The organism is Streptomyces noursei, assembly GCF_001646665.1.
In the GTDB taxonomy this organism is placed as follows: Bacteria; Actinomycetota; Actinomycetes; order Streptomycetales; family Streptomycetaceae; genus Streptomyces; species Streptomyces lavendulocolor.
This window is the reverse complement of the sequence record NZ_LWBU01000017.1, coordinates 16,276-39,786: the sequence shown is the minus strand read 5'-3', so window position 1 is coordinate 39,786 and position 23,511 is coordinate 16,276. Positions and strand designations below refer to the sequence as shown.

General features: G+C 74.5%; 19 protein-coding genes. 11 read left to right on the top strand and 8 right to left on the bottom strand.

Features of this window, described 5'->3' with window-relative positions; translation table 11 throughout:
* Window positions 1-227: 227 nt before the first annotated feature.
* The 7 genes from serC to A4V12_RS02260 all read right to left on the bottom strand — a co-directional run bounded on the left by serC (window position 228) and on the right by A4V12_RS02260 (window position 6,877).
* The gene (gene serC / locus A4V12_RS02290; protein WP_064067471.1) at window positions 228-1,346 is read right to left on the bottom strand and encodes a phosphoserine transaminase; all 1,119 of its coding nucleotides are present in this window, start codon (window positions 1,344-1,346) and stop codon (window positions 228-230) included.
* A gap of 71 nt (window positions 1,347-1,417) precedes the next feature.
* Window positions 1,418-2,629: a cytochrome P450 family protein gene (locus A4V12_RS02285; RefSeq protein ID WP_064067634.1), complete on the bottom strand. Its 1,212-nt coding sequence runs from the start codon at window positions 2,627-2,629 to the stop codon at window positions 1,418-1,420.
* Window positions 2,630-2,700: 71 nt separating this feature from the next.
* Window positions 2,701-3,918 (bottom strand): cytochrome P450, encoded by a 1,218-nt coding sequence (locus A4V12_RS02280; protein ID WP_064067470.1) that lies wholly within the window; start codon window positions 3,916-3,918, stop codon window positions 2,701-2,703.
* Window positions 3,915-4,514: a GTP-binding protein gene (locus A4V12_RS02275; protein WP_064067469.1), complete on the bottom strand. Its 600-nt coding sequence runs from the start codon at window positions 4,512-4,514 to the stop codon at window positions 3,915-3,917. Before A4V12_RS02275 ends, A4V12_RS02280 begins: the two co-directional genes overlap by 4 nt.
* Window positions 4,495-4,872 (bottom strand): DUF742 domain-containing protein, encoded by a 378-nt coding sequence (locus A4V12_RS02270; RefSeq protein ID WP_064067468.1) that lies wholly within the window; start codon window positions 4,870-4,872, stop codon window positions 4,495-4,497. The genes A4V12_RS02275 and A4V12_RS02270 overlap by 20 nt, the downstream gene beginning before the upstream one ends.
* The gene (locus A4V12_RS02265) at window positions 4,869-5,276 is read right to left on the bottom strand and encodes a roadblock/LC7 domain-containing protein (RefSeq protein ID WP_064067467.1); all 408 of its coding nucleotides are present in this window, start codon (window positions 5,274-5,276) and stop codon (window positions 4,869-4,871) included. Before A4V12_RS02265 ends, A4V12_RS02270 begins: the two co-directional genes overlap by 4 nt.
* Entirely contained in the window at window positions 5,273-6,877 is a 1,605-nt protein-coding gene (locus A4V12_RS02260; protein ID WP_064067466.1) for an ATP-binding protein, read from the bottom strand. The genes A4V12_RS02265 and A4V12_RS02260 overlap by 4 nt, the downstream gene beginning before the upstream one ends.
* A 317-nt stretch (window positions 6,878-7,194) precedes the next feature.
* Here A4V12_RS02260 and A4V12_RS02255 point away from each other — a divergent pair, with 317 nt between their 5' ends.
* From A4V12_RS02255 to A4V12_RS02205, 11 genes are all read left to right on the top strand, one after another.
* A complete protein-coding gene (locus A4V12_RS02255) occupies window positions 7,195-9,990 on the top strand; it encodes an FAD-binding and (Fe-S)-binding domain-containing protein (protein WP_064067465.1) in 2,796 nt (931 codons plus the stop codon).
* A gap of 161 nt (window positions 9,991-10,151) precedes the next feature.
* On the top strand, window positions 10,152-10,682 hold the full coding sequence (locus tag A4V12_RS02250; protein WP_064067464.1) for a hypothetical protein: 531 nt from the start codon (window positions 10,152-10,154) through the stop codon (window positions 10,680-10,682).
* 601 nt (window positions 10,683-11,283) lie between these two features.
* Window positions 11,284-12,225, top strand: coding sequence for an EamA family transporter (locus A4V12_RS02245; protein ID WP_064067463.1), 942 nt, complete (start codon window positions 11,284-11,286; stop codon window positions 12,223-12,225).
* 78 nt (window positions 12,226-12,303) lie between these two features.
* Window positions 12,304-13,092 carry a TIGR03084 family metal-binding protein gene (locus A4V12_RS02240; RefSeq protein WP_064067462.1) on the top strand — a complete coding sequence of 263 codons (789 nt, stop codon included), beginning with the start codon at window positions 12,304-12,306 and terminating at the stop codon, window positions 13,090-13,092.
* A complete protein-coding gene (locus A4V12_RS02235) occupies window positions 13,089-14,765 on the top strand; it encodes an acyclic terpene utilization AtuA family protein (RefSeq protein ID WP_064067461.1) in 1,677 nt (558 codons plus the stop codon). The genes A4V12_RS02240 and A4V12_RS02235 overlap by 4 nt, the downstream gene beginning before the upstream one ends.
* A complete protein-coding gene (locus tag A4V12_RS02230) occupies window positions 14,762-16,360 on the top strand; it encodes an acyl-CoA carboxylase subunit beta (RefSeq protein WP_064067460.1) in 1,599 nt (532 codons plus the stop codon). Before A4V12_RS02235 ends, A4V12_RS02230 begins: the two co-directional genes overlap by 4 nt.
* Window positions 16,361-16,370: 10 nt before the next feature.
* Window positions 16,371-18,269, top strand: coding sequence for an acetyl/propionyl/methylcrotonyl-CoA carboxylase subunit alpha (locus A4V12_RS02225; protein WP_064067459.1), 1,899 nt, complete (start codon window positions 16,371-16,373; stop codon window positions 18,267-18,269).
* Window positions 18,266-19,399 (top strand): acyl-CoA dehydrogenase family protein, encoded by a 1,134-nt coding sequence (locus A4V12_RS02220; RefSeq protein ID WP_064067458.1) that lies wholly within the window; start codon window positions 18,266-18,268, stop codon window positions 19,397-19,399. Before A4V12_RS02225 ends, A4V12_RS02220 begins: the two co-directional genes overlap by 4 nt.
* Before the next feature lie 34 nt (window positions 19,400-19,433).
* Window positions 19,434-21,011, top strand: a complete 1,578-nt coding sequence (locus A4V12_RS02215) for a 4-coumarate--CoA ligase family protein (protein WP_064067457.1) — start codon at window positions 19,434-19,436, stop codon at window positions 21,009-21,011.
* The gene (locus A4V12_RS02210) at window positions 21,008-21,745 is read left to right on the top strand and encodes an enoyl-CoA hydratase family protein (protein WP_064067456.1); all 738 of its coding nucleotides are present in this window, start codon (window positions 21,008-21,010) and stop codon (window positions 21,743-21,745) included. Before A4V12_RS02215 ends, A4V12_RS02210 begins: the two co-directional genes overlap by 4 nt.
* Window positions 21,733-22,323: a TetR/AcrR family transcriptional regulator gene (locus A4V12_RS02205; protein WP_064067455.1), complete on the top strand. Its 591-nt coding sequence runs from the start codon at window positions 21,733-21,735 to the stop codon at window positions 22,321-22,323. Before A4V12_RS02210 ends, A4V12_RS02205 begins: the two co-directional genes overlap by 13 nt.
* Window positions 22,324-22,393: 70 nt before the next feature.
* Here the strand turns inward: A4V12_RS02205 and A4V12_RS02200 are convergent, their stop codons facing one another.
* A complete protein-coding gene (locus tag A4V12_RS02200; RefSeq protein ID WP_064067454.1) occupies window positions 22,394-23,494 on the bottom strand; it encodes a citrate synthase 2 in 1,101 nt (366 codons plus the stop codon).
* Window positions 23,495-23,511 lie beyond the last annotated feature (17 nt).

Here is a 23,511-nt window from a genome sequence, read left to right as displayed (position 1 = left end):
TCGGTTGCCGGTCGAAGTGGGGGGTCCAACCGTGGATGTTGTGCACATGTCAACCACATCCGGGGGCAGTGCCTCCGGGGTGCTACGGATGGTAGGGACCCGCGGCGGCGGCGGATAGAGCGGTTATCGGCCGCAGGCGGAAGGGCCGCGTCCCTCACCCGACCGGGCCGCACGCGGAAGGGCCCCGTCCCTCGGGGGGACGGGGCCCTTCACTGGCGTACCGCTGACTACAGCTTCTCGATCACGTGGTCGACGCAGGCCGTCAGCGCCTCGACGTCCGCCGGGTCGATCGCCGGGAACATCGCGACGCGCAGCTGGTTGCGGCCCAGCTTGCGGTAGGGCTCGGTGTCCACGATGCCGTTGGCGCGCAGCACCTTGGCGACCGCCGCCGCGTCGATCTCGTCGGAGAAGTCGATCGTGCCGATGACCTGCGAGCGCTTCGCCGGGTCCGCCACGAACGGCGTCGCGTACTTGGACTCCTCGGCCCAGCCGTACAGCGTCCGCGCGGAGGTCGCCGTGCGGCGCACCGACCAGTCCAGGCCGCCCTGGCCGTTGATCCACTTCAGCTGCTCGTTCAGCAGGAACAGCGTGGAGAGGGCCGGGGTGTTGTACGTCTGGTTCTTCAGCGAGTTGTCGATCGCGGTCGGCAGGGAGAAGAACTCCGGGATGTGCCGGCCCGACGCGTGGACCCGGGCGGCCCGCTCCAGCGCCGCCGGGGAGAACACGCCGATCCACAGGCCGCCCTCGGAGGCGAAGGACTTCTGCGGGGCGAAGTAGTAGACGTCCGACTCGGTGATGTCGACCGGGAGGCCGCCGGCGCCGGAGGTCGCGTCCACCAGGACCAGCGCGCCCTCGTCGGCGCCCTCGACGCGCCTGACGGGCGCGGCGACACCGGTGGATGTCTCGTTGTGCGTGAACGCGTAGACGTCGACGCCCGCCTCGGCCGCCGGCTCCGGGTGCGTACCCGGCTCGGAGGAGATGACGGTCGGCTCGGCCAGCCATGGGGCCAGCTTCGACGCCTTGGCGAACTTGGACGAGAACTCGCCGAAGGTCAGGTGCTGCGACTTGTTCTCGATCAGCCCGTGGGTCGCGATGTCCCAGAAGGCGGTGGAGCCGCCGTTGCCGAGGATCACCTCGTAGCCCTCGGGGAGGGAGAACAGGTCGCGCACTCCCGCGCGGACCTCGCCGACCAGGTTCTTGACCGGAGCCTGGCGGTGGGAGGTGCCCAGGAGGGAGGTGCCGGTGGCGGCCAGGGCGTCCAGCGCCTCCGTACGCACCTTGGAGGGGCCCGCGCCGAAACGGCCGTCGGCGGGCTTGATGTCAGCGGGAATCCGGATCTCAGCCACGCATCGGAGCCTAGCCGCTCACGGACACGGTCGAGGACCGTGTCCGTCCGATGAGACACAGATCGGCAGGTTCAGCGGCGGGCCGGACCCAGCCGGACGGGCAGTTCGAAGAGGTCGTTCTGCGTGACCACCGGCTTGTGGCGCAGTTCGGCGGCGGGCACCGCGAGGGTGAGGGAGGGGAAGCGCGCGTACAGCGCCGGCAGGGCGACCCCCGCCTCCAGCCGGGAGAGCGCCGCCCCCGGGCAGACGTGCGGCCCGTGCCCGAAGGAGATGTGCCGGTTGGGGGAGCGGGTGATGTCGAAGACGCCGGCCGTCGGGCCGTGCTGCTCCTCGTCGCGGCCGATCGCCCCGTACGACACGATCAGCGCGTCCCCTGCGGGCAGCGTCCGGCCGGCGACCTCGACGTCCTCCGTCGCGAACCGGATCAGGACGTGGGAGGTGGGGGTGGAGAACCGCAGGGTCTCCTCGACGACGGCGTCCCAGCCCGCCTCACCGGAACGGACGAGGGCGAGCTGTCCGGGGTGGGCGGACAGGTTGACGACGGCGTTGACGATCAGCGAGATCGTGGTCTCGTGTCCGGCCGCCACCATCAGCTGGAGGGTGGAGACGATCTCCTCGTCGGTGAGGTGGTCGCCGTCCTCGGAGGCGGCGATCAGCGCGCTGGTGAGGTCGTCGCCGGGCTCCGCGCGGCGGGCGGCCACCACCTTCCCCATCATCTCCGCCAGTTCCCCCAGGGTCGCCACGACCTCCTCCGGCGGCGTCTGGGTGGAGAAGAACCGGTCGAACAGCACCTTCAGGCGCGGGTGGTCCGCCGGGTCGATGCCCATCAGGTCGCTGATCACGTACATCGGGAGCGGGTAGGCGAACGCGGCCTTGAGGTCGACCGTCTCCTCCGGCCCGTACGCGGCCAGCCCGTCCAGCAGGCCCTCGGTCAGCTCGGTGATCCGGTCCCGCATCAGCTCCACCCGGCGCGGGGTGAGGGCCTGCGCCACCAGGGCCCGCATCCTGCGGTGGTCCTCGCCGTCCACGGTCAGCATGGACCGGCCGGGGTTGGCCAGGCCGATCAGCGGCCAGTCCGGCGGTATCTCGCCGCGCCGCCAGGCGCCCCACACCCCGATGTCCTTCACCAGCCGCTTGTCGGTGAGCAGCGCCCGCGCCTCGGCGTGGCGCGTCACCGCCCACACCGGCACCCCGCCCGGCAGGACGACCCGGGCGAGCGGTCCGGCCGCGCGCAGGGCCGCGCTCTCGCCGTCGAGGTCGGTGACGAAGGGGTCGAGCGGGATGGGGTCGAGGGGCGCGGGGCCGGCGGGCGCGGGGCCGGCGGGGAGGGGTTCCGCTGCGGGGTTCACGGGGATCACGGGGTGCCTCCGAGGGCGGGGGTCGGGGTGAAGGTCACGGGCAGGTCGGTGAGGCCGCGCAGCCAGGGCGACGGGCGCCTGGTCAGCGCGGCGGCCCCGGTCGCCAGGTCCAGGTCGGGCAGCCGGTCCAGCAGCACCTCGATCCCGGTCCGGGCGATGACCTCGGCGATCTCCTGGGCGGGGAACGGGCAGCGGTGCTCCCCGTGGCCGAAGGAGAAGTGGGCGCTGTTGCCGCCGGTGAGGGCCGCGTTGTCGATGTGGACCTGCGGGTCGGCGTTGGCGGCCGCCAGGCCGAGCAGCAGCAGGTCACCCGCCTTGATGTGCCGCCCGCCCAGGTGGGTGTCGCGCGACGCCCACCGGCCGGCCACGTTCTGGGTCGGGGTGTCGGCCCACAGCACCTCGTTCATGGCCTCGGCGACGGAGTGCCGGCCGCCCGAGAGGGACGCCGCGAACCGGTCGTCGGTCAGCATCAGGCGCAGCGAGTTGCCGATCCAGTCGGCCGTCGGCTGGTGCCCGGCCGCCATCATGACCATCAGGTCCTGCGCCATCTCCTCGACGGTGAACCCCGACGGGTCGGCCAGCATGCGGGAGGCCACGTCGTCGCCGGGCTCGGCCCGCTTGGCGGCGAGGAGGCCGAACACCGCCTCGGCCAGGTGCCGCTGGCCGTCCAGCGCCCGCTCCCGGCCGTCGATCATGTCGTTGAGCGCGGTGACCAGCCCGGGGCCCTGTTCGTCGGGCACGCCGTAGATCTTCACCAGCACCCGGACCGGCAGCAGCATGGCGTACTGGGAGATCAGCTCCGCCTCGCCCTTGCCGCAGAACGCGTCGATCAGCCCGTCCGCGAAGCCCTCGGCGTACCGGCGCAGGGTGAAGGGGTCGACCGATTCGAGCGCCGTCGCGATCATGCCGGCGCGCTGGCGGTGGCGTTCGCCGACCGTGTAGAGGATCGACGGCTGCTTGCGGCCGATCATGGGCAGCAGCGGCCAGTCGTCGGGGATGCGGTCCCACTGGTTCCACAGGTCGGAGTCGCGGCTGAACAGCACCGGGTCGCCGGTGACCTGGTGCAGTTCGCGGTAGTCGAGCACCAGCCAGGCCGGGACGTCGCCGTCGAGGAGGACCGGGGCGACGGCTCCGTGCTCGCGCCGCATCTCCCGGTACAGCTGGGCGGGTTCGGTCTGGAACCGGGGCCCGGACAGGGGCACGGGGGCGGTCATGTTCTGGTCTCCCGGAGGGCGTGCAGGCGTTGGAGGTGGGTGACGAGGGTGATCAGGACGTACTTGCTGGACGAGCGGTCGCGGGCGTCGCACTCGACCAGCGGTACGTGGTCGGCGAGGTCGAGCGCCTCGCGGATCTCCTGTTCCGTGTGGGCCGGGCCGCCGAAGTCGTTGCAGGCGACGATGAACGGCATGCCGTGGTGCTCCAGGCGGTCGATCGCGTACCAGGAGTCGGCGAGGCGGCGGGTGTCCACGAGGACGACCGCGCCGAGGGTGCCGGCGAAGAGGCGGTCCCACAGGAACCAGAAGCGTTCCTGGCCGGGGGCGCCGAAGAGGTACAGGACGTTGTGCGCGTCGAGCGTGATGCGGCCGAAGTCGAAGGCGACGGTGGTCGACGTCTTGGTGTGGACCTGGGCGACGTCGTCGACGGCCTCGCCCGCACGGGTCATGGTCTCCTCGGTGTTGAGGGGACGTATCTCGCTGACCGAGCGGACGAGGGTCGTCTTGCCGACACCGAAACCGCCGACGATGACGATCTTCAGACCGTTGTCGGCGGTGCTGGTGAGCGGTGTCCGTTCAGAGATTGCGGAGTCCAACGAGCACCTGCTCCAGGATGTCGGGGTCGGGGAGGCTGTACGAGCCGGACGGGTCGGCCGGTCCGCTCGTACGGGGGTGGCGGGCGCTGATCCGGCCCGTGCCGAGCAGGTCGGCGAGGAGGATCCGCACGATGCCGACGGGCAGCGCCAGTTCGGCCGCCACCTCGACGACCGCCGTGGGGCGGCGGCACAGGCGCAGGATCGCGGCGTGCTCGGACTGCATGCCGGGCGCCGGGTCCGACTCCGCCACCACCAGGGTCACCAGGTCGAACGGCGCGTCCGGGGCGGAGCGGGTGCGGCCACCGGTGAGGGTGTACAGCCGGTCCGGGGACTCGTCCCTGTGGCTCGCCGGACTCACGAGGTGCGGGGCTCGGCGTGCAGGTGCTCGCCCAGCTGCTCGACGAGCTCGCTCATGTTGTGGCCGACCAGGCCGACGTCGGAGTCCTCGGCGGCGACCACCGCGAGGTGCGCTCCCTCGCCCGCTTCGACGATGAGCAGCACGCCGCCGTAGAACTCCGCCATTGCCGACCGTACGCCGCCGGTCCCGTCGCCGAACTCCATGGAGGCCCCGTGGGACAGGCTCTGGATGCCGGCGGCTATGGCGGCCAGCTGATCGGCCTGGTCGACCGAGAGCTCCGGCGTGCGGCAGAGCTTGAGGCCGTCGCGGGACAGCACGAGCGCGTGGCGGGCTCCCGGCGTGCGCTGGAGGAGGTTCTCCAGCAGCCAGTTGAGCTTCTCGTCGGTGGTGGTACCGGTGGTCATCGGGGGGTGCCTTCCGTGGTGGTGCGTACCGCTTGGCGGAAGCTGCTGAAACGGGACGCCGACCGGGTCCGCGAGGCGGGGTCCGCGGGCTCGGCGGGGGTGGTGGGGGTGCCTTCGGGGTGGGCGGCGGCCAGGGTCTGGCCCCGGCGGCGCTTGGGCAGGGCGCCGGGTGGGCGCGCGCCGGTGCCGTCCTGGCCGGCGAAGGGGGACGCGGGGCGCTCGTGGACCTCGTGGGGCTCGCGGAACGGGCCGTCGTCACCGGGGGTGGTGGCGGCGCCGGGGGCCTGCGCGGGCGACGGGTCCTCGTCCGGCTCGCGGCCCTCGGGGCGGTGCTGGGCCGTGTGGGGCTCGCGGTCCTCGGGGCGGTCCTCGCGGGCCGGGGCTTCGAGGGCGTCGCGGCGCGCGGGCAGGGCCTCGGGGCGGGTACGGGCGATCAGCTCGTGCGGGACCATCATCAGCGCGCCGGTGCCGCCACGGGCCGACGGGCGGAACGAGACGGTCAGGCCGTGCTTGCGGGCGAGCCGCCCGACGACGGCGAGGCCGAGGCGCGTGCCCGACAGGCCGGTCAGGTCGGTGCCCTCGGCGGGGTCGACGGCCCGCTCGGCGCGGCGCAGCTGGACGTCGCTCATGACCAGGCCGCTGTCCTCGACGGTGATCACCAGACCGGCCGGGACCTCCTCGACGTACACGTGCACCTCGGCGGTGGGCGGCGAGAAGTTCGCCGCGTTGTCGAGGAGTTCGGCCAGGGCGTGCATGACACCCTCGGCGGCGTGGCCGGCGATCGCGGCGTCGCTGGTGGTGTGGAGCCGCACGCGCTGGTAGCCGCCGATGCGGCCCATCGCGCCGCGCAGGATGGACTCCACCACGATCGGCCTGGCCCAGCGGCGGCCCGAGCGGGCGCCGGTGAGGACGGCGACGGAGTCGGCGAGGCGGCCCGCCTGGGCGGTGCGGTGGTCGAGGTGGAGGAGGTCGGTGAGCACGTCCTCGTCGGCGTGCCGGTGCTCCATCTCGCGGAGGTCGGCGAGCATGCTCGTGGCCAGCGCCTGCATGCGGCCGGCCGCGTTGGCGCAGGCGGCCACGGCGGCGGCCCGGTTGGTCTCGCTGCGCGCCGCGTCGGCGCGGGCGCGGGCCGCCTCCGCGCGGGCCTCCGCGACGGCCCGCTCGGCCTCGTCGCGGGTCCCGGCGACGGTCCGCTCCGCCTCGGCGCGCGCCTCGGCGACGGCCCGGTCGGCCTCCGCGCGGGCCTCCGCGACGGCGCGGGCGGCGGTGGCGCGGGCCTCGGCGACGGCCCGGTCGGCGTCCGTCCTGGCGCGTGCTGCCTCCGCGCGGGCCTCGGCGAGCGTCCGGGCGGTGTCGGCGGCGCGGCGGGCGGCCTCGGTGGTGAGCGCGGCGTTCCGGTCGCGCAGCCGGCGCGCCGTGTCGAGGGCGTACGCGGCGGTGGTGAGCGCGGCGGTCAGCAGCACGGCGGCCACCGCCGAGCCCCACGCGAGCGGGGCCCGCACGGAGGCGGGCGCGACGGCCACCGCTCCCGCGCACAGGAGGCCGGTGACGGCCGCCGAGATCAGCAGGGTCGGCGCGGCCGGCCGGAGGGAGGGGCGCAAATCGTCAGTCCTCTGGGCGTGGGGGCATCTGGAGCCGTCAATTCCCGAACAATTCCCGGTCACTATAAGAGAATTGACGATCACTTTGGGAAGTACCCGTGTGCTTTCTTACACGGACCGGCAGCCGGCCGAGGGTGGGCGCCCGCCCCGTGCACGCCCGGCGCCCGCCCCGTGCACGCCCGACGCCCGCCCCGTGCACGCCCCGGGCCCGCCGAACGCCCACCGCGTGCCCGCTCGGCGCCCGCCGCGAGCGCGCCCACCGCGTGCCCGCCGAGTCCCCGGCCCCGGGCCGGCCCCGCGGAGGGCATCCTGGCCCCATGGGCGATCAGCTACGGGAGACGGCGGCCGTCGCACGGGCGCTGCGGGACGCCGTGCGCGGCGACGTGGACTTCGGCGCGGCGGCCCGCGCCCTGCACACCATGGACGCGTCCAACTACCGCCGCGTCCCCGTCGGCGTGGTGGCCCCGCGCGACGCGGCGGACGTGGCCGCCGCGCTGGCCGTGTGCCGCGAGCACGGCGTGCCGGTCGTGCCGCGCGGGGCGGGCACCTCCATCGCCGGGCAGGCCACCGGCACCGGCGTCGTGCTCGACTTCACCCGCCACATGCGGGACATCGTCTCGATCGACCCCGAGGCACGGACGGCCGTCGTCCGGCCCGGCGCGGTGCTGGACCGGCTGCGCGACGCGGCCCGCCCGTACGGACTGACCTTCGGCCCCGACCCGTCCACCCACAGCCGCTGCACCCTCGGCGGCATGATCGGCAACAACGCGTGCGGGGCGCACTCGGTCGCCTGGGGCACCACCGCCGACAACGTGCACGAGCTGTCGGTCGTGACGTACGGCGGCGCCGAACTGCGCCTCGGACCGGGCGGGCAGGGCGCGCCGGACGGCCTCGCCCGGCTGGTCCACGACCACCTGGCGGCGATCCGCACCGGCTTCCCGCCGGGCCTCCCCCGCCGCATCTCCGGCTACGCCCTGGACGCCCTCCTCCCCGAGCGCGGCACCGACCTGGCCCGCGCGTTCTGCGGCAGCGAGGGCACCCTCGGGGTGCTGACCGAGGCGACGGTACGGCTCGTCGAGTCGCCGCCCGCCCGCGCCCTCGCCGTCCTCGGGTACGCCGACGAGAGCGCGGCCGCCGAGGCGGCGCCCGGCCTCCTCCCGCACCGCCCCCTCACCGTCGAGGGCATGGCCGAGGACCTGGTCCGCGACCCGGCCGCCCGCGCCGTGCTGCCCCGGGGCGGTGCCTGGCTCTTCGCCGAGACCGGCGGCGCGACGCCCGGCGAGGCGGCCGCGCACGCGGCCCGGCTCCTGCGCACCGCCGACGCCCTGGACGGCACCGTCGTCACCGACCCGGCCGCCCGGCGCGCCCTGTGGCGGGTGCGCGAGGACGCCGCCGGGACGGCGACGCGCACCGCCGGGGGCGACGAGGCGTGGCCGGGCTGGGAGGACTGCGCGGTGCCGCCCGCCCGTCTCGGCGCGTACCTCCGTGACTTCCGCGCCCTGCTCGCCGCCCACGGGCTGCACGGCACGCCCTACGGCCACTTCGGGGACGGCTGCATCCACGTCCGTATCGACTTCGACCTGGTCACTCCGGAGGGCGTACGGCGCTTCCGGCGGTTCTCCGAGGAGGTCGCCGGCCTCGTCGTCGCCCACGGCGGCTCGCTCTCCGGCGAGCACGGCGACGGACAGGCCCGCGCCGAACTGCTGCCGAGGATGTACGGGGACGAACTGGTCGCCCTCTTCGGCCGGTTCAAGGACCTGTGGGACCCGGACGGCGGCATGAACCCGGGCATGCTCGCCCGGCCCGCCCGCCTCGACGAGAACCTCCGCTTCGCCGTCCTGCCGCGCGAGCGCGTGGAGGCTGCGTTCGGCTACCCGCACGACGGCGGGGACTTCGCCACCGCCGTACGGCGCTGCGTCGGCGTCGCCAAGTGCCGGGTGGACGGGCCGAACCAGGGCCCCGGCGTGATGTGCCCGTCCTTCCGCGCGACCGGCGAGGAGCGGCACTCCACGCGCGGGCGCGCCCGGCTGCTGCACGAGATGCTCGCGGGCGAGGTGGTGACCGACGGGTGGCGGTCGGCGGAGGTGCGGGAAGCGCTGGACCTGTGCCTGTCGTGCAGGGGCTGCCGCAGCGACTGCCCGGTCGGGGTCGACATGGCGACGTACAAGGCGGAGTTCCTGCACCACCACTACGCGGGGCGCCCCCGCCCGGCCGCCCACTACGCGATGGGCCGCCTGCCGCAGTGGCTGCGCCTCGCGACCCCGTTCGCCCCGGCCCTCAACGCCGCCGCGCGGGTGCGCCCGCTCGCCGCCCTGGCCAAGCGGGCGGCGGGCGTCGCCCCGGAACGGGACCTGCCGCGGCTGGCGCCGCAGACCTTCCGCGCCTGGTTCGCCCGCCGGGGCGCTGGGGCGGGCGACCTGCTCGTGTGGCCCGACACGTTCACCGACCACCTGAGCCCGTCCGTGGGCCGCGCGGCCGTCACCGTCCTGGAGGCGGCGGGGCTCCGCCCGGCCCTGCCGCCCGGCCGGGTGTGCTGCGGCCTCACGTACGTCTCCACCGGCCAGCTCGACCGGGCCCGGACCGTCCTGCGCCGCACCCTCGACACCATGGAGCCCGCCCTGGGCACGCCCGTGGTCGTCCTCGAACCGAGCTGCGCCGCCGCCCTCCGGTCCGACCTGCCCGAGCTGCTGGCCGACGACCCCCGCGCCCGCCGGCTGGCCGGCTCGGTGCGGACCTTCGCCGAGGCGCTGGAGGAGTACGCGCCCCACTGGCGGCCCCCGCGCCTGGACCGGGCGGTCACCGGGCAGACGCACTGCCACCAGCACGCCGTCCTCGGCGACGCGGCCGACCGCCGCCTGCGCGCCCGCGCCGGGCTCACCGGCGACCTCGCCGGCGGCTGCTGCGGCCTGGCCGGCGACTTCGGCTTCACGCGCGGCCACTACGAGGTGTCCGTCGCCTGCGCCGAGGACCAGCTCCTCCCGGCCGTCCGCGCGGCCCTCCCCGGCACCGGCGTCCTGGCGGACGGCTACTCCTGCCGCACCCAGCTCGACCAGCTGGCGGGGGTGCGCGCCCGGCACCTGGCGGAGGTGCTGGCCGAGGGGCTGGATTCCTAGGGGCGCGTCCGCGACGTCCCGGCGCCCGCATCAGGCAACGTTCGCCCTCAATGGTGCCGACCCCGCTGGAGGGCCTGTCTCGCCGATGCGGCCGGGTTGCGAGCGGGACAGTCTGCAAACTTTGGTTTCCATATGGGCAGTTCGGAAACTATAGTTGCCATATGATGGTCTCTGAGATCACCCCGGAAGAGCAGGCCGAACTCGACAAGGCGCTGTACGACGCCTTGAATCCGCTGGCCTCGGCGATTCGCTCCCGAAAGACCGGGCTGCCCGCGGACCGTATGTGGGAAGCGGATCCCGTCGAAGTGGCACTGTCCGTCCTGGCCGCTTGGAAGGTGATGGATGCCCAGGTCAGGCGGTTGACCGCGCGGGCGGCAGCAACCGCCGGCTCCTATGGCGCCAGTTACGAGCAGATGGGGGCTGTCTGGGGCATCACCCGGCAGGGTGCCCGTAAGAAATGGCCCGACGCCGTCCGCCGCTCAGCACCCGCGACAGCGGGCAGGAGCACGCTCGCGCTCTTCGGGGGGACTGCCGAACTGGTGCAGGCGCCTTCCGGTGGCTGGGGGTGGACAGGCGTGGGCGCTGACGGAGCATCCGCCACGGCCACCGATGGGCCGCGGTACGCGACCGCGGAAGAAGCAGCGGCCCATGCGGGCGCTTTTCTCAAAGAACACGCCCTCGACCGTTCCTAGCATCAGGTGCGCACGGCGGTGAACCGGGCCTCGATGCGGTTGAGCCAGGAGCTGTTGGTGGGGGTGCAGCCGATCTCCAGCCCTGTTGGCCGCCGCCCGGGTCCCGAAGCGCTGGCACCGCTTCGTCGTCAGGTGGGGGGAGTGGTTGTCGCAGGCGATCGCGATGCGCTTCTCGACCGGGTGCGGTCCGGGAAGTCGGCCGGCTTGGCCAGGCTCCGGGCCGAAACGGCAGGCCGCCCTTGTGCTTGGGGTGGAGGGAGTCGAAACCGTCGACGGTGAGTGGTGGATCACGTCGCGGTCCCGGTCCGCGCTGGTGAACGTTACCCGCACGCGCTTACCCGCGTGATCATTCCGATTGTCCGCTGCCGCCCCGCACGGCAAGCCGACGCATCATCACAGGACGGACGGTGCTCGATGCGGCATATGGGGGCGCGTCCGCGCAGTCCCGGCGCCCGCCCGGCGCCCGACCGGCGGCCGGGCCTCGCGGCGCCGGGGCGCCCGTACGGTGGAAGGGTGGGTTCCGCTCCCTGTGGTGCAGTATGTTGTACCGCGAGTGCAATGAGGGGCACCTGGTTCGAGAGGAAGTCATGAGGGTCACGGAGTGAACGACGCCCGTACGGATTCCGCCGTCCGCGGCGCGGGTGCCTCGGCCGTCACGCTGCCCGAGGCGGCCGCCGCGCACCCGTCGGGCGGCGGCCGGCGCCGGCCCGCCCCCGGACCGGTCGCGCTGGTGGTGGCCGGCGGGCTGTCCGTCCAGTTCGGGTCCGCCGTCGCCGTGCTGCTGATGCCGCGCGCCGGGGCGCTCGGGGTGGTCACCCTGCGGCTGGTGCTCGCCGCCGTGGTGCTGCTGGCGGTGTGCCGCCCCAGGGTGCGCGGGTACGGCCGGGCGGACTGGGGGACGGTCCTCGCGTTCGGCGCCGCCATGGCGGGCATGAACGTCCTCTTCTACCAGGCCGCCGACCGCATCCCGCTGGGCGCCGCCGTCACCCTGGAGGTGCTCGGCCCCCTCGTCCTGTCGGTGATCGCCTCCCGGCGGCTGGTCAGCCTCGTGTGGGCCGGACTGGCGCTGGCCGGCGTGCTGCTGCTGAGCGGCGGCGGGTTCGACCGGCTCGATCCGGTGGGCGCGGCGTTCGCCCTCGCGGCGGGCGCGATGTGGGCGGCGTACATCGTCTTCAGCGCCCGTACCGGGCGGCGGTTCCCGCAGGCTGACGGGCTGGCACTCGCGATGGCGTTCGGCGCGGTGCTGACCGTGCCGCTGGGCGTCGCCGAGGCCGGCGCCAAGCTGCTGGTGCCCTCGACGGTCGGGCTGGGCCTCGCCGTGGCGCTGATGTCGTCGGTCCTGCCGTACACCCTCGAACTGCTCGCCCTGCGCCGGCTGCCCGCGCCGACCTTCGCCGTCCTCATGAGCCTGGAGCCCGCGATCGCGGCGACCGCCGGGTTCCTCGTCCTGCATCAAGCCCTTTCCGTCACCGACGCGTTGGCGATCGCGCTGGTCATCGCGGCCAGCATGGGGGCCGTGCGGTCACAGGTGGCGAAAAAGTAAAGCAAGCATGCTTGCTTGTTTCTCGGGGCGCTGCCATGCTCCGGGGCACGCACTGCCGTGTCCCGGAGGGAGCGCACCGTGTCCGATGCCCTGCTGGATGATCTGCGCGACGAAAGCGAGGAACTGGACCGGCTGGTCGCGGCGCTGGAACCGGACGGCTGGGCCGCCCCCACCCCCGCGCCCCGGTGGACCGTCGCCCACCAGATCGCCCACCTTGCCTGGACCGACGACGCGGCCCTGCTCGCCGTCACGGACGCCGACCGGTTCACCGCCCACGTGGGGGAGGCCCTCGAGGCGCCCGGCACCTTCGTCGACGACGGTGCGGAGGCGGGCGCCGCCGCGCCGCCCGACGCCCTCCTCGCCCGCTGGCGCGACGGCCGCGCCCGCCTCCACGCCGCCCTGGCCGCAGCCCCCGCGGGCGCCCGCTTCCCCTGGTACGGGCCGCCCATGAGCGCCGCCTCCATGGCGACCGCCCGGCTGATGGAGACCTGGGCCCACGGCCAGGACGTCGCCGACGCCCTCGGAGCCGTACGCCGCCCGACCGCCCGCCTCCGCCACGTCGCCTGGATCGGCGTCCGCGCCCGCGACTACGCCTACGCGGTGCGCGGACTCACCCCGCCCGCCGAACCCTTCCGCGTGGAGCTGACCCCACCCGACGGGACCGGCCTGTGGACCTACGGCCCCGAGGACGCCGCCCAGCGGATCACCGGACCCGCACTCGACTTCTGCCTCCTGGTCACCCAGCGCGCCCACCGCGACGACGTCGCCGTACGGGCCGAGGGCGCCGACGCCGAACGGTGGCTCACCCTCGCCCAGGCCTTCGCCGGGCCCGCCGGCCCCGGCCGCGCCCCCCGGGCGGCGGCGTGAGGCGGCCCCTGCGGATCGGCAACGCGTCCGGCTTCTACGGCGACCGCTTCGACGCCGTGCGCGAGATGCTCACCGGCGGCGGCCTCGACGTCCTCACCGCCGACCACCTCGCCGAACTGACCATGCTCATCCTGGGCCGCGACCGGCTGAAGGACCCCGGACTCGGCTACTCCAGGACCTTCCTGCGCCAGATGGAGGAGGGCCTCGGGCTCGCCCACGACCGCGGCGTACGGATCGTGACCAACGCCGGCGGCCTCAACCCGGCCGGGCTCGCCGACGCGCTGCGCGCCCTCGCGCGGCGGCTCGGCCTCCCCGGCGTGCGCGTCGCCCACGTCGAGGGCGACCAGCTGCCCGTGCCGGACGGGGCCCTGACGGCCAACGCCTACCTGGGCGGCGCAGGCATCACGGCGTGCCTGCGCGCCGGCGCGGACGTGGTGGTCACCGGGCGGGTCACGGACGCGGCCCTGGTCAGCGGGCCGGCGGCCTGGTGGTTCGGCTGGGGGCCGGAGGAGTACGACCGGCTGGCGGGCGCCGTCGTCGCCGGGCACGTCCTGGAGTGCGGTACGCAGGCGACGGGCGGCAACTACGCCTTCTTCACGCGGCACGACGTGCGGCGGCCCGGCTTCCCGGTCGCCGAACTGCACGAGGACGGGTCGGCCGTCATCACCAAGCACGACGGCACGGGCGGGGTCGTCGACACCGGGACGGTCACCGCCCAGCTGCTCTACGAGACGGCCGGCGCGCGGTACGCGGGCCCCGACGTCACCGCCCGGCTCGACACCGTCCGCCTGGACCCGGACGGCCCCGACCGGGTGCGGATCTCGGGCGTGCGGGGCGAGGAGCCGCCCCCGACGCTGAAGGCCGGGCTGACCCGGCTCGGCGGCTGGCGCAACGAGGTCGTGTTCGTGCTGACGGGCCTGGACGTCGAGGCCAAGGCACGGCTGGTCCGCGAGCAGCTGGAGGACGCCCTCACGGTGAGGCCCGCCGAGGTGCGGTGGGAGCTGGCCCGCACCGACCGGCCGGACGCCGGCACCGAGGAGACGGCCAGCGCCCTGCTGCGGCTGGTCGTCCGGGACGCCGACCCCGACGCCGTGGGCCGCGCCGTGAGCGGCGCCGCCGTCGAACTGGCCCTCGGCAGCTACCCCGGCTTCCACGTCACGGCCCCGCCGGGCAAGGGCGCGCCCTACGGGGTGTTCGAGGCGGTGTACGTCGACCCCGGCACCGTCACGCACACCGCGGTCCTGCCGGACGGTGAGCGCCTGGTGGTCCCGCCACCGGTGCGCACCCGCCCCCTGGACCCCGTCCCGCGACCGCCCCTCCCGGACCCCCTCCCGGACGGCCCCGTCCGCCGCGCCCCGCTCGGGCTCGTCGCCGGGGCGCGCAGCGGCGACAAGGGCGGCGACGCCAACATCGGGGTGTGGGCGCCCACCGACGCGGCGTGGCGCTGGCTCGCGCACGCCCTGACCGCCGACCGGCTGCGCGCACTGCTCCCCGAGACGGACGGCCTGCCCGTGCACCGGCACGTCCTGCCGAACCTGCGCGCGCTCAACTTCACCGTCACCGGGCTCCTCGGCGAGGGCGTCGCCGCCCAGGCCCGGTTCGACCCCCAGGCCAAGGCGCTGGGCGAATGGCTGCGCGCCCGCCACCTCGACATACCGGAGGCCCTGCTGTGACCGTCCTCCCCACCGCCCTCGACCCGCGCGGGCCCGAGTACGCCGCCCACCGCGAGGCCATGCTCGCCAAGCTCGCCGAGCTGGACGCCGAGCACGCCAAGGCCCTCGCCGGCGGCGGCGAGAAGTACGTCGAGCGGCACCGGAAGCGCGGCAAGCTCCTCGCCCGCGAACGCATCGAACTGCTCCTCGACCCCGACTCCCCGTTCCTGGAACTGTCCCCGCTCGCCGCCTGGGGCAGCGACTACCCGGTGGGCGCGTCGATCGTCACCGGCATCGGGGTCGTCGAGGGCGTCGAGTGCCTGATCACCGCCAACGACCCGACCGTGCGCGGCGGCGCGTCCAACCCCTGGACGCTGAGGAAGGCGCTGCGCGCCAACGAGATCGCGTACGCCAACCGGCTGCCCTGCATCAGCCTCGTGGAGTCCGGCGGCGCCGACCTGCCGTCCCAGAAGGAGATCTTCATCCCCGGCGGGGCGCTGTTCCGTGACCTCACCCGCCTGTCCGCCGCCGGGATCCCCACCATCGCCGTCGTGTTCGGCAACTCGACGGCGGGGGGCGCCTACGTGCCCGGGATGTCCGACCACACCGTGATGATCAAGGAGCGGTCGAAGGTCTTCCTCGGCGGCCCGCCGCTGGTCAGGATGGCCACCGGCGAGGAGAGCGACGACGAGTCACTCGGCGGCGCCGAGATGCACGCGCGCGTGTCGGGGCTCGCCGACCACTACGCCGTCGACGAGGCCGACGCGATCCACCGGGCCCGCCGGATCGTCGCCCGCCTCAACCACCGCAAGGCGCACCCCGACCCGGCCCCGGCCGAGCCCCCGAAGTACGACCCGGACGAGCTGCTCGGCATCGTCCCCGGCGACCTGAAGATCCCCTTCGACCCGCGCGAGGTCATCGCCCGGATCGTCGACGGCTCCGACTTCGACGAGTTCAAGCCGCTGTACGGGCCCTCCCTCACCACCGGATGGGCGTCCCTGCACGGCTATCCGGTCGGGATACTCGCCAACGCCCAGGGGGTCCTGTTCTCCGCCGAGTCCCAGAAGGCGGCGCAGTTCATCCAGTTGGCGAACCAGCGCGACATCCCCCTGGTGTTCCTCCACAACACCACCGGCTACATGGTCGGCAAGGAGTACGAGCAGGGCGGGATCATCAAGCACGGCGCGATGATGATCAACGCGGTGAGCAACTCGAAGGTCCCGCACCTGTCGGTCCTCATGGGCGCGTCGTACGGCGCCGGGCACTACGGCATGTGCGGGCGCGCCTACGACCCCCGCTTCCTCTTCGCCTGGCCCAGCGCCAAGTCCGCCGTCATGGGCCCGCAGCAGCTCGCCGGCGTCCTGTCGATCGTCGCCCGCGCCTCCGCGGCCGCCAAGGGCCGGCCCTACGACGACGAGGGCGACGCGGCGCTGCGCGCCATGGTGGAGCAGCAGATCGAGTCCGAGTCCCTGCCGATGTTCCTCTCGGGACGGCTCTACGACGACGGCGTCATCGACCCGCGCGACACCCGCACCGTCCTCGGCCTGTGCCTGTCGGCGATCCACACCGCCCCGGTCGAAGGCGCGCGAGGCGGCTTCGGCGTCTTCCGGATGTGAGGACCACTCCATGATCTCTTCTGTCCTTGTCGCCAACCGGGCCGAGATCGCCTGCCGCGTCTTCCGCACGTGCCGCTCGCTCGGCATCGACACGGTGGCGGTGTACGCCGACCCCGACGCGGACGCGCTGCACGTCCGCGAGGCCGACGCGGCGGTACGGCTGCCGGGGGCGGCGCCCTCCGACACGTACCTGCGCGGCGATCTGGTCGTGGCGGCCGCGCTCGCGGCGGGCGCCGACGCGGTGCACCCCGGGTACGGGTTCCTGTCGGAGAACGCGGACTTCGCGCGGGCCGTCCTCGACGCGGGCCTGACGTGGATCGGCCCGCCGCCGGACGCCATCGCGGCGATGGCGTCCAAGACGCGCGCCAAGGAGCTGATGGCGGCGGCCGGCGTGCCCCTGCTGGACCCCGTCGACCCGGCGAAGGCCACGGACGCGGACCTCCCGCTCCTGCTCAAGGCCGCGGCGGGCGGCGGCGGCCGGGGCATGCGGGTCGTCCGGGACCTGGCCGCCCTCCCCGGCGAACTGGCTGCGGCCGCCGCCGAGGCCCGGTCGGCGTTCGGGGACGGCGAGGTGTTCGCCGAGCCGTACGTCGAACGCGGCCGGCACGTCGAGGTGCAGGTCCTCGCCGACGCGCACGGCACGGTGTGGACGCTCGGCACCCGCGACTGCTCGCTCCAGCGCCGGCACCAGAAGGTCGTCGAGGAGGCACCGGCGCCCGGCCTCGGCCCCGCCCTGCTGGAGACCCTCCGCGCCTCGGCGGTCGCGGCCGCGAAGGCGGTCGGCTACACCGGCGCCGGCACCGTCGAGTTCCTGGTCACCGGCGACCGGGCGTACTTCCTGGAGATGAACACCCGCCTCCAGGTCGAACACCCCGTCACCGAGGCGGTCTTCGGCCTCGACCTGGTCGCCCACCAGCTCCGGATCGCCGAGGGCGCCGCACTGCCGCCGGAGCCGCCCGCCCCCGAGGGGCACGCCGTGGAGGTCCGGCTCTACGCCGAGGACCCCGCCCGCGACTGGGCACCCCAGACCGGCGTCCTGCACGCGCTGGACGTCCCCCGGGGCGACGGGCTGCGGGTCGACACCGGGTACGCCGCCGGCGACACGGTCGGCGTCCACTACGACGCCATGCTCGCCAAGGTGATCGCCCACGCGCCCACCCGCGACGAGGCCGTCCGCCGGCTCGCGCACGCCCTCGCGCGGACCCGGGTGCACGGGCCGGTCACCAACCGGGACCTGCTCCTCGCGTCGCTGCGGCACCCCGACTTCACGGCGGGGCGGCCCGACACCGGCTTCTACGACCGGAACCTGCCCGCGCTGACCGCCCCCGCCCCCGGCGAGGACCTCGCGGCCGTCGCCGCCGCCCTCGCCGCCGCGTCCGGCCGCACCGGCCGCTTCGGCGCCTTCCGCAACGTACCGTCGCAGCCGCTGACCGCCCGGTACGGCGACCACGAGGTGCGCTACCGGCACACCAGGGACGGCGGGTTCACCGTCGAATCGCACCCGCACGCGCGCGTGGTGGCCGTCTCGCCCGCACGCGTGCGCCTCGACGTGGACGGTGTCGTCCGGTCCTTCGAGGTGGCCGCCCACGTCGACGGCGTCGTCCACGTCGACGGCCACCGGCTGACCACCCACCCCCGGTTCACCGACCCGGCCGCACGCACCGCGCCCGGCTCGCTGCTCGCGCCCATGCCCGGCACCGTCGTCCGGGTCGCCGACCTCGCGGTCGGCGCCCGCGTCGAGGCCGGCCAGCCGCTCCTGTGGCTGGAGGCCATGAAGATGGAGCACCGCGTCACCGCTCCCGCCTCCGGCACGCTCACCGCGCTCCACGCCGCCCCCGGCCACCAGGTCGAGGTCGGCACCCTGCTCGCCGTCGTCCAGGACGCACCGGAGAAGGAGACCGACCTATGAGCACCGTCGTCGAGACCGAGGAGCACCGCGCCCTGCGCGCCGCCGTCGCCGCCCTCGGGCAGCGCCACGGACGCGCCCACGACCGCGAGGCGCTCTGGGCGGAGGCCGGCAAGCTCGGCTACCTCGGGGTGAACCTGCCGGAGGAGTACGGCGGCGGAGGCGGCGGCATGGCCGAACTCTCCATCGTCCTGGAGGAACTGGGCGCGGCCGGCTGCCCACTGCTGATGATGGTCGTCTCGCCCGCCATCTGCGGCACCGTCATCGCCCGGTTCGGCACCCGCGAGCAGAAGGCCCGCTGGCTGCCGGGACTCGCCGACGGCACCCGCACCATGGCGTTCGGCATCACCGAGCCCGACGCGGGCTCCAACTCGCACCGGATCACCACCACCGCCCGCCGCGACGGCGACGACTGGGTCCTCACCGGCCGCAAGGTGTTCATCTCCGGCGTCGACATCGCCGACGCCACCCTCGTCGTCGGCCGCACCGAGGACGCCCGTACGGGGAAGCTCAAGCCCTGCCTGTTCGTCGTCCCGCGCGACACCCCCGGCTTCGGGCGCCGGCGGATCGACATGGAACTGGACGCCCACGAGAAGCAGTTCGAGCTGACCCTCGACGACGTGCGCCTCCCCGGCGACGCGCTGGTGGGGGAGGAGGACGCCGGACTGCTCCAGCTGTTCGCCGGGCTCAACCCCGAGCGCATCATGACCGCCGCGTTCGCCGTCGGCATGGGCCGCCACGCCCTCGCGCGGGCCGTCGCGTACGCCGGGGAACGCCAGGTCTGGAAGACGCCCATCGGCGCCCACCAGGCCGTCGCCCACCCGCTCGCCCAGAGCCACATCGAACTCGAACTGGCCCGCCTGATGATGCAGAAGGCCGCCCGCCTCTACGACGCGGGCGACGACATCGGCGCCGGTGAGGCCGCCAACATGGCCAAGTACGCGGCGGCGGAGGCGTGCGTCGCCGCGGTCGACCGGTCCGTGCACACCCTCGGCGGCAACGGCCTCACCCGCGAGTTCGGCCTCGCCTCGCTCATCACCGCGTCACGAGTGGCACGCATCGCTCCGGTAAGCCGGGAAATGATTCTGAACTACGTGTCCCACCAGACCCTGGGCCTGCCCAAGTCGTACTGACCCCAGTGCCGGAGCCGTACCGACAGGAGCCGTGATGGTGTTCCACAGCGCGTACGCGGACGTCCCCGCCGTTTCCCTCCCCATCCACGAAGCGGTCCTGGCCCGGTCGGCCGCCGCGCACACCGACGGGACCGCCCTCGTCGACGGGGCGGGCGACCTGACCCTCACCTACGGGCAGCTCGACACCTACCACCGGCGGGTCGCCGCCGCGCTCGCGGAGGCCGGGGTCGGCAAGGGCGACGTCCTCGCCCTGCACAGCCCCAACACGGTCGCCTACCCGGTCGTCTTCTACGGCGCGACACGCGCCGGGGCGGCCGTCACCACCGTCCACCCCCTGGCCACCCCGGAGGAGTTCGCCAAGCAGCTGCGGGACTCCTCCGCCCGCTGGATCGTCACCGTCTCGCCGCTCCTCGCCACCGCGCGGCGGGCGGCCGAGCTGGCGGGCGGCGTCGCCGAGATCTTCGTCTGCGACGAGGCACCGGGCCACCGGTCCGTCCTGGACATGCTCGGCTCCACCGCCCCCGAACCGGCCGTCACCATCGACCCGGACGAGGACGTCGCCGCCCTGCCCTACTCGTCCGGCACCACCGGCGTCCCCAAGGGCGTCATGCTCACCCACCGCTCCATCGCCACCAACCTGGCGCAGCTGGAGCCGACCATCCCCATGGGCCCCGGCGACCGCGTCCTGGCGGTGCTTCCGTTCTTCCACATCTACGGATTGACCGCCCTGATGAACGCCCCCCTCCGGCAGGGCGCCACCGTCGTCGTCCTGCCCCGCTTCGAGATCGACCAGTTCCTCTCGGCCGTCGAGAAGCACCGCATCAACGCCCTGTACGTCGCCCCGCCGATCGTCCTGGCCCTCGCCAAGCACCCGGCGGTCGAGCGGTACGACCTGTCCTGCCTGGAGTACGTCGTCAGCGCCGCCGCCCCGCTGGACGCCCGCCTCGCCGAGGCCTGCTCCGCCCGCCTCGGCCTGCCGCCGGTGCGCCAGGCGTACGGCATGACCGAACTGTCCCCCGGCACGCACGTCGTCCCCCTGGACGCCACCGACGCCCCGCCCGGCACCGTGGGCAGGCTGCTGCCCAACACCGAGATGCGGCTGCTGTCCCTGGACGACCCGGCCAAGGACGCCGCGCCCGGCGAGGAGGGCGAGATCGCCATCAGGGGCCCGCAGGTCATGAAGGGCTACCTGGGCCGCCCCGACGCCACCGCCGCGATGATCGACCCCGACGGCTGGGTGCACACCGGGGACGTCGGACGCGTGGACGAGGACGGATGGCTGTTCGTCGTCGACCGGGTCAAGGAACTGATCAAATACAAGGGCTTCCAGGTCGCCCCGGCCGAACTGGAGGCGCTGCTGCTCAGCCACGAGGCGGTCGCGGACGCGGCCGTCATCGGTGTGTACGACCGGGACGGCAACGAGGTCCCCAAGGCGTACGTCGTCCGGCAGCCGGGGGCGAACCACCTGAGCGGCGACGACATCATCGCCTTCGTGGCGGGGAAGGTCGCCCCGTACAAGAAGATCCGGCGCGTCGAGTTCATCGACGGCGTGCCGAGGGCGGCGTCGGGAAAGATCCTCCGGCGCGAACTGAGGGAGCGGGAAGGCGCATGACGAGTCTCGTCACCACCGCGCACGAGCGGGGCATCACCACCCTGACGCTGGACTCACCGGAGAACCGCAACGCCCTGTCGGCGCGGCTCGTCGGCGAGCTGGCGCGGGCACTGGAGGACTGCGGCAAGGACCCCGCGGTACGGGCGGTGGTGCTCACCCACGCCGGAGCCACGTTCAGCGCGGGCGCCGACCTGAAGGCGCCGCCCAGCCCGTACACGTTCGTGGCCCTGCTGCGGGCCATCGTGGAGCTGCCCAAGCCCGTGGTGGCCCGGGTCACCGGCCACGTACGGGCCGGCGGGCTGGGCGTCCTCGGGGCGTGCGACATCGTCGCGGCGGCGGCCGACGTGGACTTCGCCCTGACGGAGGTGCGGATCGGGGTGGCGCCCTCGGTGATCTCCCTGACCCTGCTGCCCCGCCTCGACGCCCGCGCCGCCGCCCGCTACTACCTGACCGGGGAGCGGTTCGACGCGGCCGAGGCGGCCCGGATCGGGCTGGTCACCGTGGTCGGGGACGACGTGGACGAGGCGCTCGCCCCCGTCCTGGACGGGCTGCGCCGGGCGTCGCCGCAGGGGCTGGCGGAGGCCAAGAGGCTGGTCACGGCTAGGGTGCTGGAGACCTTCGAGCGCGACGCGGAGGACTTCGTGCAGCGCTCGGCCTCGCTCTTCGCCTCGGCGGAGGCACGCGAGGGGATGACCGCCTTCCTCGAACGACGGGACCCCGCATGGGTGGTGTGACGACGGCCGCCAAGGAGCCGAAGCAGGACCGCAGCAGGGCCACCCGGCAGCGGCTCCTCGCGGCGGCGGTCGCCTGCCTCGCCGAACACGGCTGGGCGGGCTCGACCGTCTCCGTCGTCGCCGAACGCGCCGGGGTCTCCCGGGGCGCGGCGCAGCACCACTTCCCGACGCGCGAGGACCTGTTCACGGCGGCGGTCGAGTACGTCGCCGAGGAGCGCTCCCAGGCGCTGCGCGCCCTGCCCGGCCAGGACCGCGCCGCCGTCGTCGCCGCCCTGGTCGGCCTCTACACCGGCCCCCTGTTCCGGGCGGCGCTGCACCTGTGGGTGGCCGCCTCCGACGAGGAGCAGCTGCGCCCCCGGGTCACCGAGCTGGAGGCCCGGGTCGGGCGCGAGACGCACCGCATCGCCGTCGAGCTGCTGGGCGCGGACGAGTCCCGGCCCGGTGTCCGCGAGACGGTCCAGGGCCTGCTCGACATGGCGCGCGGCCTGGGCCTGGCCAACCTCCTCACCGACGACACGGCGCGCCGCGAGCGGGTGGTGGCCCAGTGGGCGGCCCTGCTGGACGAGGCGCTCGGCTGACCGGCCGCCGCACCCACCACGGCGACGGCGCCGCACCCCGCGCGGGGTGCGGCGCCGTCGGTGTCCCGTCTCAGCCGGCGATGTCCTCGTACCCGGCGATCTCCCGGGGGCTGCGCGGGCCCGGGCCCACGTAGCGCGCCGAGGGGCGCACCAGGCGGCCGGTGCGCTTCTGCTCCAGGATGTGGGCCGACCAGCCGGCCGTCCGGGCGCAGGTGAACATCGACGTGAACATGTGCGCCGGGACCTCCGCGAAGTCCAGCATGATCGCCGCCCAGAACTCCACGTTCGTCGCCAGGACCCGGTCCGGGCGGCGGTTGTGCAGCTCCTCCAGGGCGGCCTTCTCCAGCGCCTCGGCCACCTCGAAGCGGGGCGCGCCCAGCTCCTTGGCGGTGCGGCGCAGCACCCGGGCGCGCGGGTCCTCGGCGCGGTAGACGCGGTGGCCGAATCCCATCAGGCGCTCGCCCTTGTCGAGGGCCTGGCGGACGTAGGCGCCGGCGTCCCCGGTGCGCTCGATCTCCTCGATCATGCCGAGGACGCGGGACGGCGCGCCGCCGTGCAGCGGGCCCGACATGGCGCCGACGGCACCGGACAGGGCCGCGGCCACGTCCGCGCCGGTCGAGGCGATGACGCGGGCGGTGAAGGTGGAGGCGTTCATGCCGTGCTCGGCGGCGGACGTCCAGTACGCGTCGACGGCCTTGACGTGCTTGGGGTCGGGCTCGCCGCGCCAGCGGATCATGAACCGCTCGACGACCGACTCGGCCTTGTCGATCTCGCTCTGCGGCACCATCGGCAGGCCCTGCCCGCGGGCCGACTGGGCGACGTACGACAGCGCCATGACGGCGGCCCGCGCCAGGTCGTGGCGGGCCTCCTCCACGTCGATGTCGAGGAGCGGTTTCAGGCCCCACACGGGGGCGAGCATGGCGAGCGCGGACTGGACGTCGACGCGGATGTCACCGGAGTGCACCGGGATCGGGAACGGCTCGGCGGGCGGCAGGCCGGGGTTGAACGCCCCGTCGACCAGCAGGCCCCAGACGTTGCCGAAGGAGACCTGGCCCACCAGGTCCTCGATGTCGACGCCGCGGTACCGGAGCGCGCCGCCCTCCTTGTCCGGTTCGGCGATCTCCGTCTCGAACGCGACGACTCCTTCGAGTCCGGGTACGAAGTCGGACATCAGGCGGCTCCTCGTGA

Coding starts and splice junctions, on each gene's coding strand:
- A4V12_RS02280 (WP_064067470.1), bottom strand. CDS start 3,918: ATGACCGCCCCCGTGCCCCTGTCCGGGCCCCGGTTCCAGACCGAACCC.
- A4V12_RS02265 (WP_064067467.1), bottom strand. CDS start 5,276: ATGACCACCGGTACCACCACCGACGAGAAGCTCAACTGGCTGCTGGAG.
- A4V12_RS02255 (WP_064067465.1), top strand. CDS start 7,195: ATGGGCGATCAGCTACGGGAGACGGCGGCCGTCGCACGGGCGCTGCGG.
- A4V12_RS02250 (WP_064067464.1), top strand. CDS start 10,152: ATGATGGTCTCTGAGATCACCCCGGAAGAGCAGGCCGAACTCGACAAG.
- A4V12_RS02225 (WP_064067459.1), top strand. CDS start 16,371: ATGATCTCTTCTGTCCTTGTCGCCAACCGGGCCGAGATCGCCTGCCGC.
- A4V12_RS02220 (WP_064067458.1), top strand. CDS start 18,266: ATGAGCACCGTCGTCGAGACCGAGGAGCACCGCGCCCTGCGCGCCGCC.
- A4V12_RS02215 (WP_064067457.1), top strand. CDS start 19,434: ATGGTGTTCCACAGCGCGTACGCGGACGTCCCCGCCGTTTCCCTCCCC.
- A4V12_RS02210 (WP_064067456.1), top strand. CDS start 21,008: ATGACGAGTCTCGTCACCACCGCGCACGAGCGGGGCATCACCACCCTG.
- A4V12_RS02205 (WP_064067455.1), top strand. CDS start 21,733: ATGGGTGGTGTGACGACGGCCGCCAAGGAGCCGAAGCAGGACCGCAGC.
- A4V12_RS02200 (WP_064067454.1), bottom strand. CDS start 23,494: ATGTCCGACTTCGTACCCGGACTCGAAGGAGTCGTCGCGTTCGAGACG.